This is a genomic window from Paenibacillus thailandensis (assembly GCF_042685365.1).
Taxonomy (GTDB): domain Bacteria; phylum Bacillota; class Bacilli; order Paenibacillales; family Paenibacillaceae; genus Paenibacillus_AP; species Paenibacillus_AP thailandensis.
Genome location: NZ_JBHUMY010000043.1, coordinates 278,882 through 294,157 on the forward strand (window position 1 = coordinate 278,882; position 15,276 = coordinate 294,157).

16 protein-coding genes are annotated in these 15,276 nt (G+C 56.3%); 6 read left to right on the top strand and 10 right to left on the bottom strand.

Translation table 11 applies throughout. From position 1 onward, the window contains the following. Positions 1–24 precede the first annotated feature (24 nt). From ACFSW5_RS25505 to ACFSW5_RS25535, 7 genes are all read right to left on the bottom strand, one after another. Positions 25–1,029 carry a sensor histidine kinase gene (locus tag ACFSW5_RS25505; RefSeq protein ID WP_379279944.1) on the bottom strand — a complete coding sequence of 335 codons (1,005 nt, stop codon included), beginning with the start codon at positions 1,027–1,029 and terminating at the stop codon, positions 25–27. After that, positions 1,026–1,718, bottom strand: a complete 693-nt coding sequence (locus tag ACFSW5_RS25510; protein ID WP_379280255.1) for a response regulator transcription factor — start codon at positions 1,716–1,718, stop codon at positions 1,026–1,028. Before ACFSW5_RS25510 ends, ACFSW5_RS25505 begins: the two co-directional genes overlap by 4 nt. A 248-nt stretch (positions 1,719–1,966) precedes the next feature. Further along, positions 1,967–2,371, bottom strand: coding sequence for a hypothetical protein (locus ACFSW5_RS25515; RefSeq protein WP_379279947.1), 405 nt, complete (start codon positions 2,369–2,371; stop codon positions 1,967–1,969). A gap of 12 nt (positions 2,372–2,383) precedes the next feature. Further along, entirely contained in the window at positions 2,384–2,710 is a 327-nt protein-coding gene (locus tag ACFSW5_RS25520; protein ID WP_379279961.1) for a hypothetical protein, read from the bottom strand. A gap of 528 nt (positions 2,711–3,238) precedes the next feature. Further along, positions 3,239–5,416: a carbohydrate-binding domain-containing protein gene (locus tag ACFSW5_RS25525; protein WP_379279965.1), complete on the bottom strand. Its 2,178-nt coding sequence runs from the start codon at positions 5,414–5,416 to the stop codon at positions 3,239–3,241. Between the two features lie 32 nt (positions 5,417–5,448). Then, positions 5,449–6,138 carry a DUF4956 domain-containing protein gene (locus tag ACFSW5_RS25530; protein ID WP_379279967.1) on the bottom strand — a complete coding sequence of 230 codons (690 nt, stop codon included), beginning with the start codon at positions 6,136–6,138 and terminating at the stop codon, positions 5,449–5,451. Continuing rightward, a complete protein-coding gene (locus ACFSW5_RS25535) occupies positions 6,131–6,871 on the bottom strand; it encodes a polyphosphate polymerase domain-containing protein (RefSeq protein ID WP_379279970.1) in 741 nt (246 codons plus the stop codon). The genes ACFSW5_RS25530 and ACFSW5_RS25535 overlap by 8 nt, the downstream gene beginning before the upstream one ends. Before the next feature lie 229 nt (positions 6,872–7,100). Between ACFSW5_RS25535 and ACFSW5_RS25540 the strand changes: the two genes are divergently transcribed. The 4 genes from ACFSW5_RS25540 to ACFSW5_RS25555 all read left to right on the top strand — a co-directional run bounded on the left by ACFSW5_RS25540 (position 7,101) and on the right by ACFSW5_RS25555 (position 10,900). After that, entirely contained in the window at positions 7,101–7,778 is a 678-nt protein-coding gene (locus ACFSW5_RS25540; protein ID WP_379279974.1) for a response regulator transcription factor, read from the top strand. Further along, complete coding sequence (locus tag ACFSW5_RS25545) at positions 7,778–9,040, top strand: sensor histidine kinase (RefSeq protein ID WP_379279977.1); 1,263 nt, start codon at positions 7,778–7,780, stop codon at positions 9,038–9,040. Before ACFSW5_RS25540 ends, ACFSW5_RS25545 begins: the two co-directional genes overlap by 1 nt. Positions 9,041–9,218: 178 nt before the next feature. Beyond that, complete coding sequence (locus ACFSW5_RS25550; RefSeq protein ID WP_379279980.1) at positions 9,219–10,115, top strand: ATP-binding cassette domain-containing protein; 897 nt, start codon at positions 9,219–9,221, stop codon at positions 10,113–10,115. Beyond that, the gene (locus tag ACFSW5_RS25555) at positions 10,112–10,900 is read left to right on the top strand and encodes an ABC transporter permease (protein ID WP_379279984.1); all 789 of its coding nucleotides are present in this window, start codon (positions 10,112–10,114) and stop codon (positions 10,898–10,900) included. Before ACFSW5_RS25550 ends, ACFSW5_RS25555 begins: the two co-directional genes overlap by 4 nt. A 163-nt stretch (positions 10,901–11,063) precedes the next feature. On the opposite strand, the gene ACFSW5_RS25560 is transcribed toward ACFSW5_RS25555, so the two are convergent. Then, positions 11,064–11,831 (bottom strand): TetR/AcrR family transcriptional regulator, encoded by a 768-nt coding sequence (locus ACFSW5_RS25560; RefSeq protein ID WP_379279987.1) that lies wholly within the window; start codon positions 11,829–11,831, stop codon positions 11,064–11,066. 155 nt (positions 11,832–11,986) lie between these two features. Here ACFSW5_RS25560 and ACFSW5_RS25565 point away from each other — a divergent pair, with 155 nt between their 5' ends. Next, positions 11,987–13,039, top strand: a complete 1,053-nt coding sequence (locus tag ACFSW5_RS25565) for a serine hydrolase domain-containing protein (protein ID WP_379279989.1) — start codon at positions 11,987–11,989, stop codon at positions 13,037–13,039. Between the two features lie 88 nt (positions 13,040–13,127). On the opposite strand, the gene def is transcribed toward ACFSW5_RS25565, so the two are convergent. Next, positions 13,128–13,643 carry a peptide deformylase gene (gene def / locus ACFSW5_RS25570; RefSeq protein ID WP_379279993.1) on the bottom strand — a complete coding sequence of 172 codons (516 nt, stop codon included), beginning with the start codon at positions 13,641–13,643 and terminating at the stop codon, positions 13,128–13,130. A 99-nt stretch (positions 13,644–13,742) separates the two neighbouring features. Next, positions 13,743–14,345, bottom strand: coding sequence for a uracil-DNA glycosylase (locus ACFSW5_RS25575; protein WP_379279996.1), 603 nt, complete (start codon positions 14,343–14,345; stop codon positions 13,743–13,745). A gap of 160 nt (positions 14,346–14,505) precedes the next feature. Here ACFSW5_RS25575 and ACFSW5_RS25580 point away from each other — a divergent pair, with 160 nt between their 5' ends. Then, positions 14,506–15,270: an SDR family oxidoreductase gene (locus ACFSW5_RS25580; protein WP_379279999.1), complete on the top strand. Its 765-nt coding sequence runs from the start codon at positions 14,506–14,508 to the stop codon at positions 15,268–15,270. Positions 15,271–15,276 lie beyond the last annotated feature (6 nt).

Genomic DNA, 15,276 nt, shown 5'->3' on the forward strand with positions numbered 1-15,276 from the left:
GCAAGCAAGCATGTGACAAGTTCGTCACATGCTTGTGAAACGCACGAAATCGTTAGGACGCGGGAACGTTAACGTAAAGGCCGTGCCTTGTCCCGGCGCCGATTCCGCGTCGATGCGGATGTGCAGCGAATCGGCGACCTTACGCGCAAGATACAGCCCCATCCCGGTGGCGGCGGCATCCTGGTGCTGAACGGTCGAAGTAAACCCTTTGTCGAATATCCGGGGCAAATCCTTCGGATCGATGCCGCGCCCGAAATCCCGAATGCGGAGCCATACCCGTTCTTCCGCTGTACCGCTTTCGATGACAATATCCGAGGCTTCGCTGTATTTCACGGCATTGGTCAGCAGCTGCCGGAGAATGAAGCCAAGCCATTTGGCGTCCGTCAGCGCCTCGGCCGCGGGAAGCGTAATGTCAAACCCGATCCCTTTTTGCATGCACCAGGACTTCAGCGCCATAATCTCCGCGTGAAGGATCGGCTCAAGCTGCGTCTCCTCGATAAACAGATCGTTCTCCATAAAAGGAATCCGCTTCTGGTGCAGCTGCCGGTCCAGCAGCAAGTGAATGCGGAGCCACTCGTACATCAGCCGCGACCGAAGCGCGTCGTCGTCCAGCCGCTCGATCATAAGCTGCATCGCCGTCAGCGGCGTCTTCACCTCGTGAATCCAACTCAGCAGCTCGTCCTTCTCCTGCTCAAGCTCCATCTGGCGCAGCGAAGATTCCCGTTTATAGCGCTTCGTCTGCAGCGTCAGCACGTCCATGGCGATTTCCTCGAACGGGCTGGAAGGATAGGCGATGGACGCCAATTCATAAGTGTCGTCCCAAGCCTCCAGACTCTTGTAGAACCGGGTCTCCTTCTGGTATCGGACGAACAGGAAGGCCGCAAATACAAGAACCGACAGGAAGACAATATAAAGCAGCGACCCGAACGGAATCGAAGTGTCGATAGCGGCCATAAACAAGACGAGCAACTGAAGAAACAGGAATAAAACGATCCAGCTCAGCCGTTCCCGCAGAAACTTCCCGATCATAAGGAGCCCGCCTCTTCGGTCGCCATGTAGCCCTGCCCGACCTTCGTTTCGATGAAGGGCGCAAGCCCAAGCGGCTCCAGCTTCTTGCGCAGCCTGTTGACATTGACGGTCAACGTATTGTCGCTGACGAACTGCTCGTTATCCCACAAGCTTTTCATCAGCTCCTCCCGGCTGACGATTTGGTTTTTGCGCTCGATGAGCATTTTCAAGATGAACATCTCGTTTTTCGTCAGCTCGACCGAGCCTTCCTCGTTCGTAACGATATTGCGGACATATTCGACGGCGGCTCCCCGCCAAGCGCGCAGCTCCGCTTGCTCGGCGCCGTAATTGTAGACGCGGCGCAGCGTCGCTTGAATTTTGGCGATCAGCACCTCGAAGTGAAACGGCTTCTGGACGAAATCGTCCGCGCCGAGCTGCATGGACATGACCATATCGGTCGGATGATCCCGCGAAGACAAGAAGATGATCGGCACGTTGGAATGAGAGCGGATCATCCGGCACCAATGAAAGCCGTCGAACTTCGGAAGCTGGATGTCGATAAGGACAAGATGCGGGTTGATTTCGGTAAACTCCTGCGCCACTTTGCCGAAATCGCGGACGCCATACACATCGTAGGACCATTGCAGCAGCCGCTCTTTGATTTCCTGGAACAGCGTAACGTCGTCTTCGATCAGCATAATTTTGAACAATTCGGTCACCACACATTTTCTATAATAAACACATCGTTTCCAGTGTATAGCAAAGCGGCGGTTTGTGGTACACCTCCCCAACCCAATCGTATACCACCCCTGGAGCCCGTATAAACACCCCAAGCAGCGACACGAACAAAAGGTGCATGAGGAGCTGTAGCCGTTTGTCCTGAGGACAAAGCTTACGTTTCACGGCAAAATAAAAAGGCAATGCATAGGCCTGCCTATACGTTGCCCTTTTTTGCTATTTATACTTGTTGCCGTTCTTTCTCTCGTTTCGTTGCCTTGCTGTAGGGATCATGGTCAGGGCGGGGCTTTTCCTTCGCTCGAAACCCAATGGAGACCACTCTCACCATATCATCGGCTTCGTCATATTTGTAAATGATACGCAGGTCGGGTTTTTCGCCTTTTGTTGTTCGTAAAGCTTTGCTTGAATATAATTTTACCTTACGATACCCAGCGGATTTAAGCGGCTCATATTCGCAATCCTTGCCTTGACGGACCGGATGCAAGCCAATTCGGTCCAATTCTTCTTGAATCAACCCCATACATTCTTGAAGTCCATTTACGTCATTCCCGAATGCCGCGGCGATGTCATGAATGTCCAGATCGAGGACTTCTTGCTCCAATAAAATCTGCGTCTGCGTACTCATAAATTGCTACATTCATCCTCCTTGACGATGAATGCCTGCCATTTCCAAAAGGGACATGCCTTTTTTGTATTCTACAACGCGATCGCTATCCAAACGGTGGTGAATCCGTTCGTACTCTTCGCGTTCCTCAATCCATTCTAGCAGCCGTTCGTACTCTTGCAGGAGATCCACCATCATTTGATATTTGTCCATGTCGATCATCGCCACTTTAAGTTGGTCTTTGATCACAATGCCGAGCTTGTCGTTTTCTTCCAAAGAGTGCAGCAGCTCTTTTTGATTGAGCGTCCTCAACTGACTGAACGGCAACATTTCCTTTGGTTCAAACGTTTTCGTTATCATTTTTAAAGTATCCTTTCTAACACGGATCCCATTACCACTATTTAGACTGTGAATAGAACTATTATTATCCGTATGTTTATTGAGATGATCTAACTTTTCACTGTTTTTACTTTGCTTATTCGACCTGTGTACACGTTTTTCGTTTTTTCGTTTTTCATCAACCGATGACTCTTTATGATCTCCATCGTTATACGAACTCGGCATGGGCTACATGGTCGCCTCACTTTCCATATTAACATCAGCAAATGAATATGTCAAAAATTCCGAACAAAATTTTAAGCATTTTTCTTGTTTGTTTTCTGTTCAATATTTTTATTATATTTTCACCAATTTATTCATCTCTTACTCATTCCGTGCGAGACTTTTGGATAAAATTTGGCCATAGATTGCAGCGAAGTGAAGGAACGGTCGAGTGGAAGAGCTTCTCCGCCTTAAAAATTCGCAAAGAAAAAACGACCCGCAAGCGGATCGCTTTCGTTCGAAGCGCCCAGCTTGCGGGTCGTGTCACAAGATTCGTTTATTGGAGCGTTACGGCTGACGGCGTCCGCCGCCGCCGAAGCCGCGGCCGGTCTGCGCTTCCGTCACGCCCGATTCGTTCAACCAGGTCGTGGCCGAGGAAAGCTCGAACCCGACGACTTTCGTACCTCCGGAATATTCGCCGTCCGTGTACAGGCCGTCCTTCGCGGTGCCGGTCGACGTTCCGCCCGAGTAAAGCGTGTACGATTCGCCCTGCTTCAGTTCCGGCGAGCTGATGACGATCATCGAGTAATCCTTGGATGGGGCAAAGGTGGCGATCGCGTTGCCGCTTGCGTCCTCCAAGCGAACGATCGTGCCTGTCGCCTGCGTTTCCGGATACGTCATGGCGATCGAAGACTGGCCGGAATCGGTTGACGGGGCTTGCGCCATGCCGGAGCTTCCCGCCGAGATCAATACTCCGCCGCTTACTTCGAACGTACCGTCGTAATCAAGCGAACCGTTGCCGCTGTTCGTCGGGCCGTTCACAATGACGGTGCCGCCCGACATCGAAGCCGACCCGTTCACATCCAAGCCGTCGCCGTCGGCATCCACGTACAGATAGCCGCCGCTGATCGTCAGCTTGCCGTTCGACGCGCCTCCGAATCCGCCCGGCCGCTGCCCGGCCGCCCCATCCGCAGCGGTATCTTCAGTGGCATCTTCAGTGGCATCTGCAGTCGCATCTACAGCGGCATCCTCGGCCGCTTCGGCCGTATCCTGGGCTTCATTCGTCATCGTCGTGTCGCTGCCGGACGCGTTGACGCCGTCGTCGGAAGCCGTAACGTGCACATCGCCGCCGGCCATCGCGATTTCCGCGCCTTCCAGCCCTTCATAGCTGGCCGTAATATCGATCGTTCCGGCGGCGATCGTGAGCGTCGCATCGGCGTGAACCGCGTCTTCGCCGGAAGCGATCGTCAGCTTGCCGCCGCTAATCGTCACGTTGGCGTTGCCGTTAACCGCGTCGTCGGCCGAATCGATCGTAAAGGTGCCGTCGTTGACCGCGATCGCTCCGCCGGCTTTCAAGCCTTTGGCGCTGGCGGATCCATCCGCCGTGCTCGTTGTCGCGGCCGCATCCGCCGCCGCGCTCGCATCGGCCGTATCGTCGTCCGCCGCTGGCGTTGCCGGCGGCTCCGCAGGCACGGCCGGTGCCGTACCTGAAGCCGCGTCCGCGGCGCCCGCTTCCGTGCCGGATGCGTCGGTCTGGCCGCCCGGCATCGGCCGGCCGCCGCCCATTCCGCCTTTGCCCATGAAGCCGGATTCTGCATGCGGCTCGGCGTTGGCGCTGCCGCCTCCCGTCACCAGGTTATAGTCGCCGCCGTCGACCAGCAGCGTCGTTTCGGCTTGAATCGCGTCGTTCTCCGCAACAACGTCGAACGTTCCTGCCGCGATGGCGATAACGCCTTTGTCGGCTTCTTCGTCGTTGGTCGCTTTCATTCCGTCGCCGCCGGCGTCGATCGTAATCTCGCCGTCTTGGACGGCGAGCAGATCGCGCCCGACCATGCCGTCGTCCGCGGATTGCACTTGAATCTTGCCGCTTACGATTTTCAAATCGTCATTGCTGGCGATGCCGTCGTTGTAATTCGCTTTAACCGTTAAGCTGCCGGTGCCGTTAATGGTCAGGTCGTCCTTGCTGAAGATCGCCGCGTTCGGCTCGTCTTCCCCGTCCTCCAGCGTGTATTCCGTTCCGTCCGTCACCGTGTTTTCCGTACCGTCGGCAAGCGTAATGACCGTTTTGTCCGCCCCTTTGACATAAATCGGGGCATTGTCTTGGTCGGTGAGGCTTACGCCGTTCAGCACCAGGCGAACAATGTCCTCTTCTCCGGCGTCGACGACGATTTGTCCGTCGTTTAACGTGCCGCTGAGGACGTACGTTCCCGCTTCCGTAATCGTCACCGAGCCGTCCGCGGCCGCAGCCCCGGAGCCGCTTATCGCGGCGCTCGTGCCGCTCAGCTCGATGGAGACGGAACCGTCCGCGCTCCATTCGGCGGCGGTATCGTCATCGTCGAACGTAACGAGGTCGGCCATCGACAAGCTTGCCGGATCGACGGCGGCCGCGCCGCTGTCGTACGAGACCGTTTCCGCCGTTGTCGCTGTCTCGCCGCTTTCCGTCGCGGCGGCGTTGCTGCACGCTCCAAGCACAACCGCCATGCTCAGCAAAGCGATCGCGATTTTATGCTTTTGTATCTTTTTCATATCGGTATCATCCTTTCATACACCTCGAATTTTTAATAATCGTTAACCGGAGCAGGGCTCATCGTTAAAGAAAGATCCAGGTTGCCGTTTCTCGCCCGGATTTCGTCGAGAAACTCCTTCTGGTTCGTCAGCTGGTTCAGCGTAACGGCATATACCAGCTCATACAAGCTGCCGAGCTCCGTCGTGCGGATTTTTTTCAGCTCGTATTGCACGCCGAACTTGCGGAACACTTCGTCAAACGCTTCGTCGTAGCCGAGATTTTCCGGCACGGTCACCTTAAGCGTTTTTTGCAGCGTTTTTCTCGCGCCGAAATTAAAGCGGCTCAGCACGAACATGAGCAGGCATAGAATCAAAGTGAACAATACCGCGTAGCCGAACAGGCCGACCCCGCAGGCAAGACCCGCCGCCATCGTAAACAGCACATACGCGATGTCCTTCGGATCGCCGGGCGCGCTGCGGAACCGGATGATGGAGAAGGCGCCGGCCAAGCTGAACGCTCTGGCGATATTGCTGCCGATCAGCAAAATAATAATGGCTACGATCGCCGGCAGCAGCACCATCGTTAACGTAAAGCTTTGCGCGTAGCCGTTCGCGTTCGTTTTCATATAAGTCCAGCTGATAATGCCGCCGAGCACGATCGAGACGACAATCGTAAGCAGCGCGTTCGACAGCGTCAGGTTGGCCGTCGTCAGCGAAGCATTCGTGAAGAGAGAATCAAGCATACAGGACACGCTCCTTTTCCGCCATCCGGTTTTTCAGCAGCTTCTTGTATTCGGTGCCGTACTTGGAGAAGCTGGTCCGGTACAGCCGGTGCTCGGACAGCAGCTTGGACAACCAGACGGGAACCGTCTTCTCCGCTTTCACTTCCATCAGCCACTGCCCTTCCTCCAGCAGCTGCTCGCCGTAATCGCCCATCTCCAGCTTCAGATCGTACCGTCTGCAGCGGATGTTCGTATCGAACGTGATCCTAAGATCGCGGCTTTCCTTGCTGAACAGCGCTTTGCGGTCATACGACAAGTACAGCTTCGGCTGCAGGTCGTACAGCCGCAAGAAATAGCCGATTTCCCCTACGACCTGACGGTTCATGTAGCTTTGCAGCTCGGGAGCGACTCCCGTCCGGACGAACTCGTAAGCCTCGTCCAGCTTCAGCGCCGTCCGCCTTTTGTTGACGAGGCCGTTTACCTTTTTCTTGATTTCCAGGTACACCTTCGCGTCCCGGTCCGGTACGCCGTATGCCCGCAGGCGCAGCTTCTCCTTATATTTCGGCTTCATCATGCTGGCGCGGATCAGCGAATCGTGCTCCGTGTCGAAATACAGGTTGCTGATCGAATAAAACTCGTTTTTGTTGTACTCGTCCTTCTCCATATAATCGAGCAAGGCGCTATAAATGTTACGAAAAGCTTCTTCGTTCATCAGATATTTGCTTTCGTAGCGGTTAAATACCTCGATGGCCATCTTGCTTCCATTCCTTTCGTTTCAACATGTCTCGCTTGCATGTCTGTATATTAGCCCCCGAACCTTTAACGAAGCTTAAACCTTTTTCCGTTTCTTTCAATTTTTTTTGCTTTTTCTTAACAAAAGCTCCGGCTCCCCGCGGATGACCGCCGCACTCGATTCCGTTAAGGTTCATTAAAGGCCGCTTTGCTATAATGAGGACAACATTATAAATAGAGGATGACTTGCGATGAGAATATTGATCGTGGAAGACGAGCAGCACCTGGCCGAAGCGCTTACCCAAATCCTAAAGAAAAACCATTACTCCGTAGACGCCGTTCACGACGGGGTGACCGGGCTGGACTACGCGCTAAGCGGCATTTACGATTTGCTGCTGCTGGACATTATGATGCCGGAGATGGACGGAATCAGCGTGCTGAAGAAGCTTCGGAAGAAAGGAATTTCCACGCCGGTCATCCTGCTGACGGCCAAAGGCGAAGTCGAGGACAAAATCGCCGGGCTCGACCACGGCGCCGACGATTACGTGGCGAAGCCGTTCTCTTCGGGCGAGCTGCTGGCCCGCATCCGCGCGGCGCTGCGGCGCAAAGGAGAGGTCGTGCAGGATACCGCGCTGAAATTCGGCGATATCGAATTGAATACCGCGACCTTGAAGCTTTCCGCAGGCGGCAAGGATATCAAGCTGAACCTGAAGGAAAGCGAGCTGCTGGAGCTTCTGATGCTGCGAAAGCAAAGCATTACCTCCAAGGAACAAATCATCGAGAAGCTGTGGGGCTTCGATTCGGAGGCCGAGCATAACAACGTCGAGGTTTACGTCTCCTTCCTGCGGAAAAAGCTGACGTTCCTGAACGCCTCGGTGCGTATCGCCACCATCCGGGGACTCGGGTATGTATTAGAGGTGAACGAGTAATGTTTACAAAGCTTCGAAACCGGTTTCTGATCGTCAATCTCGTTATTATCTCGATCATCATGTTCGTCGCTTTCGCCGCCATCTACACGATCACGTACCGGGACGTGCAGAACGATATCCGGATGGAGCTCGGGAAAGTGATGGATTCCTATCATAAAAAAGGCGGACTCGAAGACCAGCATCCCGTCGGTTCCATAGACCCGTTTGTACCCGTAAACGGCGGCAAGACCGTTCCGCCGCCGGCTCGCGCCGTCTCGTTCATGCTGCGCGCCGATTCGAATTGGACGCTGACGGGCATCGAGTCCCGGTTCGAGATGGACGGCGCCTTCTACGAAGCTGCGCTTCGGGAGACTTCCGCCGCCGGCAAGGATAGCGGCCAATTCGAGCTGGACGGGAGCGAGTGGGCTTATACCGTCCAGCAAACGTACGACGGGTATATGGCCGTTTATTTGGACGTCAGCGACCGTCAGGCGATCCTGACCAACCTGATCTACACGTTTGCGGCCGTCGGGCTGGCGATGCTGATCGTCATTTATTTTACGAGCCGCTACTTCGCCAACCGGTCGATCGCCCCGATCAAGGAAGCGTTCGAGAAACAAAAGCAGTTCATCGCCGACGCCTCCCACGAGCTGAAGACGCCGCTCACCATCATCAACACCAATGCGGACGTTCTGCTTGCGGGCGGCGAAGACACGATTCAGAATCAAGCCAAGTGGCTGCATTATATTAAGTCGGAAACCGAACGAATGTCCAAGCTGACCGGCGACCTGCTGTTCCTGACCCAATTGGACGATTCCCAAACCGATATGCTGTTCGCGAATTTCGATATGAGCGAAGCCGTCGAAAATATTTTGCTGACGATGGAGGCGGTCGTCTTCGAGAAGCGGATCGCGCTCGATTATACGATCGAGCCCGGCCTGACGGTATACGGCAGCGGCGAACAGATGAAGCAGGTCGTAATGATTCTGCTCGACAACGCCGTCAAATACACGAAGCCGGAAGGCAAAATCGCCCTGTCGCTCAAGAAGCTGAGCCACGAGACCGTGCTCTCCGTAACCAACACCGGCGAAGGCATCGCGCCGGAGCATCTGAACCGGATCTTCGACCGGTTCTACCGGACGGATGCGTCCCGGGCCCGCAAGCAAGGCGGCTACGGCCTTGGGCTGGCCATCGCCAAGTCGATCGTCGAGCGGCACAAAGGGCGAATCTCCGCCAAAAGCGTGCCGGGAGAAACGACGACGTTTACGGTTTATTTGCCGTAAGGGGGCAGCTCCCCTTCCCCTTGAACAACCATCCCTTAAGGGCCTTTCGGCTCCTTAAGGGATGTTTGCGTTTGTTCTGCGGACCGACGGAAAAATCAGCCTGAAGAATGAGGATATATAACTGCGTATCGAATATATTGTTTATATGATACACAATTATGCGATGAGGTGATGCCTAATGAATAAGTATTCCATCGAAGCGAGCGGCTTGCGCAAAAGCTTCGGCCATCAAACCGTGCTGAACGGCTTAAACCTGGCGGTCCCCAAAGGATCGATCTTCGCCCTGCTCGGTCCGAACGGCGCGGGCAAAACGACGCTGATCCACATCTTGTCCACGCTGATCAAGCCCGACGGCGGACACGCATGGATCGAAGGGCACGACGTCGCGGCCGCAAAGGATGAGGTTCAGCGGTCGATCAGCCTGACCGGTCAATTCGCGGCCGTCGACGAGGTGCTGACCGGCCGGGAGAACCTGATGATGATGTGCAGGCTGTCCGGCTTGACCCGCAAGGAATCGCGCTCCCGGACCGAGGAGCTGCTGAAGCGGTTCGAGCTGGAGGCCGCCGCGGACAAACGCGTCAAAACCTACTCGGGCGGCATGCGCCGCAGGCTGGACTTGGCCGTCAGCTTGACCGTCCCCCGGCCGGTGCTGTTTCTCGACGAGCCGACGACCGGCCTCGATACGGTCAGCCGCCGCTCCTTGTGGGATATTATTTTGCGTCTGAAGCAGCAAGGGATCACGGTGTTTCTGACGACGCAATATTTGGAGGAAGCGGATCAGCTGGCCGACGAGATTGCCGTGCTGAACGGCGGGCGAATCGTGGCGGCCGGCACGGCCGAGGAGCTGAAGGCGCGCGTCGGGGGCGAGGTTATCGAGCTGCGGAACAACGCGGATGAAGTGATCCGTTCGATGCCGACCGACGGCAGCGTGCAGGACGTCCGCCGGCTTCTGAACGAGCTCGCCCAACAATGCCCTCCCGACGCCCGGATCGTCATCCGCAAGCCGAGCATGGACGACGTCTTCCTCGCATTAACGGCGGAACAACACCCCTATCAGGAGGTTTCATACGCATGAACAACGTTCAACCGACGATTAAACCCGCTTCATTCGCGGCGACGAACGCCGTATTTATCGGCCGCAGCATCCGGCACAGCCTGCGCAACGTCGAATCGCTCCTGATGGCGATTATGCTGCCCGTTATGCTGATGCTCCTGTTCACGTACGTGTTCGGAGGAGCCATCGCCCCCGGGGGCGATTACGTCCATTATGTCGTGCCGGGCATTATCCTGTTATGCGCCGGCTTCGGCTCCTCCAGCACCGCCGTCGACGTCGCGACCGACATGACGAACGGCATTATCGACCGGTTCCGGACGATGCCCATCAGCAGCATCGGCGCGGTGACCGGCCATGTCGCCGCCAGTCTCGTCCGCAACCTGCTTGCCACGGGCATCGTCATCGGCGTCGCGCTGCTCGTCGGCTTCCGGCCGACCGCAAGCCTGACCGAATGGCTGGGCGCGCTTGGCGTCATCGCCTTGTTTATTTTGACCTTTACATGGCTGTTCGCCGCGATCGGGCTCGTCACAGGCAGCCCGTCGGCCGCCAGCGGCTACGGCTTCGTGCTGCTGTTCCTGCCGTATCTGTCGAGCGCCTTCGTGCCGACGAATACGATGCCGGAATGGCTGCAGGGCTTTGCGAACCATCAGCCGATCACGCCGGTTATCGAGACGATCCGCGGACTGCTGACCGGCGGACCGGTAACGGATTACGTCTGGTGGGCCGTCGGCTGGTGCGCGGCCATTCTGGCGATTGCGCTGGCATGGTGCAGTCTCGCTTTCCGCCGCAAAGGCGGACGGCGCTGATCGCTCGGCTCCACCCGCACCGGGCCGGACCGGGAAGAGCGGCTATTAGCAGAGACCCCGGCCCCCCCCACATACAAACAGCGTTTCGGCAGCATGGCCGAAACGCTGTTTTTCCGAACAAACGCGGACGCTCATGATCTTAAAGCGCCGATTGGAAGCCGTCTTACGACTTTAGCCGCAAGTAGGCTTCCAGGCCGTCCAATATGCGCTCGAGCCCGAAGTCGAGATCGTCGCCGATCGGATTGTCCGCCTCGTCGGTATACGCGCCGGACATGACGAGCGGGTATAAATGCGGGAACCGGTCCGGCTTGACGAGCTGCCTCAGAGCGGCTCCGTAGCCGATGCCGCCGAACGCCCCCGGGTCGGCCCCCTCGCGGATGGCCCGGTCCATGTCCCGCACGATCAGGCCGCAAGCTCTCGCATAGCTGCTCAAGAGGAGAATGAACGACATTTTCTCGAACTCGTTCAGCGGGAAATCCCGCATCGTCCGAAGCATCCAGTCGACAACTTGAAGATTGCCCGGCGTAAGCGGCACTCCCGTTATCCCTATATCGCCGAACCAGGGATGCTTCCGGAAGATGCCGACGCATGCGTCAACATATTCTTTTATTTCCTCGCGCCATGGCTTGGCCGGATCCTCGGGCGGAATCGGAATGCTGCATATCGTATCCTGCATAAGTATCAATAAGTCGTCTTTGCTCGTCACATAGCGGTACAGCGACATCGTCGTGAACCCGAGCGACTGCGCGACCCGGCTCATCGACACCGCGGCCAAGCCGTCCCGGTCGGCGATCTCGATCGCCGCGTCGACGATTTTTTGCACGCTCAGCTCGCCCTTGGGCCCTCTGCGCGGCTTCTTGACGATGCCCCAGCTGAGTGCCACTCCCGGCGGCAGCTGATTGATTTCATCCGTGTGATCGCCGTTATCCATATGTTGACCTCCATCATTGCTGCATCCTATGAAAATGTATATCACATACACAGTATAGCATAATCGCCGCAGGTTCAAGCATTCATCGTGAAGGTCGACGCATGCCGCGTCGCTTAACGTATATTCCAATGGCGTATAAGCCTGCAAAGGAGCTGATGACCATCAATCGTCTATCGCACGACCGGCTTGACCGGCTCATCCAATCCGCGGTCGACCGCAAACGCATATTCGGCGCCGTCTTGAGCGTCGAATCGGGAGACAAGCGGTTCGCATGGACGGGGGCGGGCGGTTATATGCGTCCGGACAGCCGGTTTTATATCGCAAGCACGACCAAGCTATTCGTTACGGCGTCCGTATTGAAGCTTAGAGAGCTGAAGCAAGCCGATCTGAACGATCCGATCAGCCGTTACTTGGAGGAGGACATTCTGTCCGGCCTCCACCGGTACCAGGGAATCGAATATTCCCGCGGCATTACGGTCGGGCAATTGATGGCCCAGACATCGGGTTTGCCCGATTATTTTCAGCACAAGAGAGATAACGGCAAAAGCCTGATGCAGGAAATCGTCGCCGGGAACGACCGGGCGTGGTCGTTCGGCCAAGTGATCGAGGACGCGAAACGGATGAAGCCGCACTTCCCTCCCGGCCGCAAAGGCAAAGCGTTGTACTCCGACACCAACTACCAGCTGCTCGGCAAAATCATCGAAAACATCGCAAATCAACCGTTGAACGACGTGTTCGAACGATTGATTTATGAGCCTCTCGGATTATCCGACACGTACTTGTACGCGGATAGCCGCGACCGGTCGCCGGCGCCTTTTTACTATAAAGCGGCTCCCTTGCATACGCCTCTCGCCATGGCGTCGTTCGGTCCGGACGGGGCAATCGTCTCCACTTCCGGGGAGCTGATGCGGTTCGTGCGCGCTTTTTTCGAAGGCGAACTATTCCCGAAAGCGTATCTGAACGAGTTGTATGTCTGGAATAAAATCTTCTTCCCGCTGCAATACGGCGTCGGGATGATGAGATTCAAGCTTCCGGCCGCGCTCTCGCCGTTCAGGCCCGTCCCGGAGCTGCTCGGGCATTCCGGCATATCGGGGGCGTTCGCCTATTATTGCCCGAAGAAGGATGTGTTTTTGACCGGCACGGTCAATCAAACCTCCAATCCCGGCTTGCCCTATAAGCTGATGGTTCGGGTATTGAACCTGACGTAACGGGCGGGATAATGGGACTGAACGCAAACGGACAAGCGGCTGCATGCCGTTTGTCCGTTTCGTTTTTTTCCCGCGGTGAATGCGTCGCCTAGCCTTGATTCGCCAATCGAATGACCGGCAATATATCGATTTTATGTTTCGTATGCTCGTGATAAAGCCACCTGTCCTGCACATGATCCACATACAGCACGCCGTTCAAATGGTCGATTTCGTGCTGCATGCAGCGGGCCAGATAGCCCTCGCCCTCCAGAACGACCCGCTCCCCTTGCCGATTCAAGGTTCGAACCTTGACCCGGTTGGCTCTCTTCACATAACCGACGTAGCCGGGAAAGGATAAGCAGCCTTCCAATCCGTTTTGTTCGCCGCTCATTTCCAGGATTTCGGGGTTAATGAGCTCGATGAGTCCATCCCCGCAGTCCATCACGATCAAGCGGCGAAGAATGCCGACTTGGGGCGCGGCCAGGCCGGCCCTCCCCTCGCCGGCATACAGCGTTTCGGCCATATCGTCCAGAAGCTTTAATGTTTTCGCATTTAGCGCATCAACCGGCTTAGCCGTTTTCCGTAAAACAGGATCGCCGAACGGCAAAATGTTTTTTACGGCCATAAAGTCACTCCTTCCGCTTTAAACGAAGTATATACCAACAACTCCGTGGAGGTGCAGTCCTTAAGCCGCGTTCCAAAACAACGTTTGAACCTACGGTTCTTACTTCGATTGCTTGCCGCCAACCTCCTCCCACTTCTCCTTCAAAGCCGTTAAATCCTCTACGAAAAATTTCAACAGATTGGGCCGCCTCCTTACCGCAAGCGGGTGATAAGTAAATCCGACCGGGATTCCCTCCAGCTCATGCCAGCGGCCCCTCAATTCCTTCACGGCGGCATTCTCCTTCCATGGGAATAAAGCTTCCGCCACAACGTTCCCGAACCCGAACAGGACAAGCGGCTTCTTCTCCCGGAGCTGCAGCTGCAGATGAGGCATGCACGCTTCACGGGCCGCCGGCTTATCGTAGGCGCGAATCGGCCGGCATTTCAGCAAATAGGTGACGTAGACCGATGCCGTCCCTATGCCCGCTTCCCTCATGCCGAGCCGAAGCGTTTCGCGGGTCCCGCATAGAAACGGATTTCCTTCCCGGTCTTCCCGTGCGCCCGGATTGTCCAAGATGAAGAAGAGCGGAGCGCTCGGATTGCCTTCTCCCCAAATGACGCGGGCCCGGTGCCCGCAAAGCTCGCAGCGGTCGCAATGCCGGAGATGGAGCGGCGCCGCTTCCTCGGGCAAAATCACGAATGGAGAATCTGTGCTTCTGGTCATGGCGTACTCCTTCCTATTGCGCGTCTTCATACGTCTCCATTGTCCCCGCCCGATCTCCGGGCTATAACCGCCGAACGGCGCAATGAGAGCGCAACATTACAAAATGCCGTCTGTGGTACAAATGAGTTGCAAGGAAATTATGTGTACTGGAGATGATGAAATGAGTAAGCTGAACCATAAAATCGCCGTCGTAACCGGAGGCAGCCGGGGCATCGGCCGGGCGATCGCAAAGAGACTTGGAAGCGAAGGAGCATCGGTCGCCGTGCATTATGCTTCCAACCGGGACGGAGCGGAAGAAACGGTCCAGGAGATCCGGCGCGGCGGCGGTACGGCCTTCGCGCTTGGCGCCGATCTTGGATCGGTTCAAGGCATCCGATCCTTTTACGCCGCTTTGGACCGGGAACTCGAATCCCGCTTCGGAACGTCCGGCATCGATATTGTCGTCAACAATGCGGGGGTCGGCCTTGTGAGAACGATAGAGGAAACGGATGAAGAGTCCTTTGACGCAATGATGGCCGTCAACGTGAAGGCGCCTTTCTTTATCCTGCAGGAAGCGATCTCCCGGATTCGGGACGGCGGGCGCGTCATCCAGCTTTCATCCGCCGTCACGCGTATATCCTTGCCGTCCATCCCGGCCTACACGATGAGCAAAGGCGCGATCAACGCCTTGACCCTTTCCCTTGCCAATCAGCTTGGCACGAGAGCAATTACGATAAATGCGATTGCCCCGGGCTTCGTGGCCACGGATATGAACGCCGGGATGCTTCAGGATCCCGAAAGCCGCCGGTTCGGCGCCGGCTTCTCGATTTTCGGGCGGTGGGGGGAGCCGGCGGATATCGCGGATATCGCGGCGTTCCTCGCATCCCCGGACAGCCGGTGGATTACGGGACAAGTGATCGACGCCAGCGGCGGTTCGCACTTGTAACTCGAG

What these genes read in the sequence shown, in the direction of transcription:
- ACFSW5_RS25505 (WP_379279944.1), bottom strand. Translation starts at nt 1,029, where the DNA reads ATGATCGGGAAGTTTCTGCGGGAACGGCTGAGCTGGATCGTTTTATTC.
- ACFSW5_RS25515 (WP_379279947.1), bottom strand. Translation starts at nt 2,371, where the DNA reads ATGAGTACGCAGACGCAGATTTTATTGGAGCAAGAAGTCCTCGATCTG.
- ACFSW5_RS25520 (WP_379279961.1), bottom strand. Translation starts at nt 2,710, where the DNA reads ATGATAACGAAAACGTTTGAACCAAAGGAAATGTTGCCGTTCAGTCAG.
- ACFSW5_RS25525 (WP_379279965.1), bottom strand. Translation starts at nt 5,416, where the DNA reads ATGAAAAAGATACAAAAGCATAAAATCGCGATCGCTTTGCTGAGCATG.
- ACFSW5_RS25530 (WP_379279967.1), bottom strand. Translation starts at nt 6,138, where the DNA reads ATGCTTGATTCTCTCTTCACGAATGCTTCGCTGACGACGGCCAACCTG.
- ACFSW5_RS25535 (WP_379279970.1), bottom strand. Translation starts at nt 6,871, where the DNA reads ATGGCCATCGAGGTATTTAACCGCTACGAAAGCAAATATCTGATGAAC.
- ACFSW5_RS25540 (WP_379279974.1), top strand. Translation starts at nt 7,101, where the DNA reads ATGAGAATATTGATCGTGGAAGACGAGCAGCACCTGGCCGAAGCGCTT.
- ACFSW5_RS25545 (WP_379279977.1), top strand. Translation starts at nt 7,778, where the DNA reads ATGTTTACAAAGCTTCGAAACCGGTTTCTGATCGTCAATCTCGTTATT.
- ACFSW5_RS25550 (WP_379279980.1), top strand. Translation starts at nt 9,219, where the DNA reads ATGAATAAGTATTCCATCGAAGCGAGCGGCTTGCGCAAAAGCTTCGGC.
- ACFSW5_RS25555 (WP_379279984.1), top strand. Translation starts at nt 10,112, where the DNA reads ATGAACAACGTTCAACCGACGATTAAACCCGCTTCATTCGCGGCGACG.
- ACFSW5_RS25560 (WP_379279987.1), bottom strand. Translation starts at nt 11,831, where the DNA reads ATGGATAACGGCGATCACACGGATGAAATCAATCAGCTGCCGCCGGGA.
- ACFSW5_RS25565 (WP_379279989.1), top strand. Translation starts at nt 11,987, where the DNA reads ATGACCATCAATCGTCTATCGCACGACCGGCTTGACCGGCTCATCCAA.
- def (WP_379279993.1), bottom strand. Translation starts at nt 13,643, where the DNA reads ATGGCCGTAAAAAACATTTTGCCGTTCGGCGATCCTGTTTTACGGAAA.
- ACFSW5_RS25575 (WP_379279996.1), bottom strand. Translation starts at nt 14,345, where the DNA reads ATGACCAGAAGCACAGATTCTCCATTCGTGATTTTGCCCGAGGAAGCG.
- ACFSW5_RS25580 (WP_379279999.1), top strand. Translation starts at nt 14,506, where the DNA reads ATGAGTAAGCTGAACCATAAAATCGCCGTCGTAACCGGAGGCAGCCGG.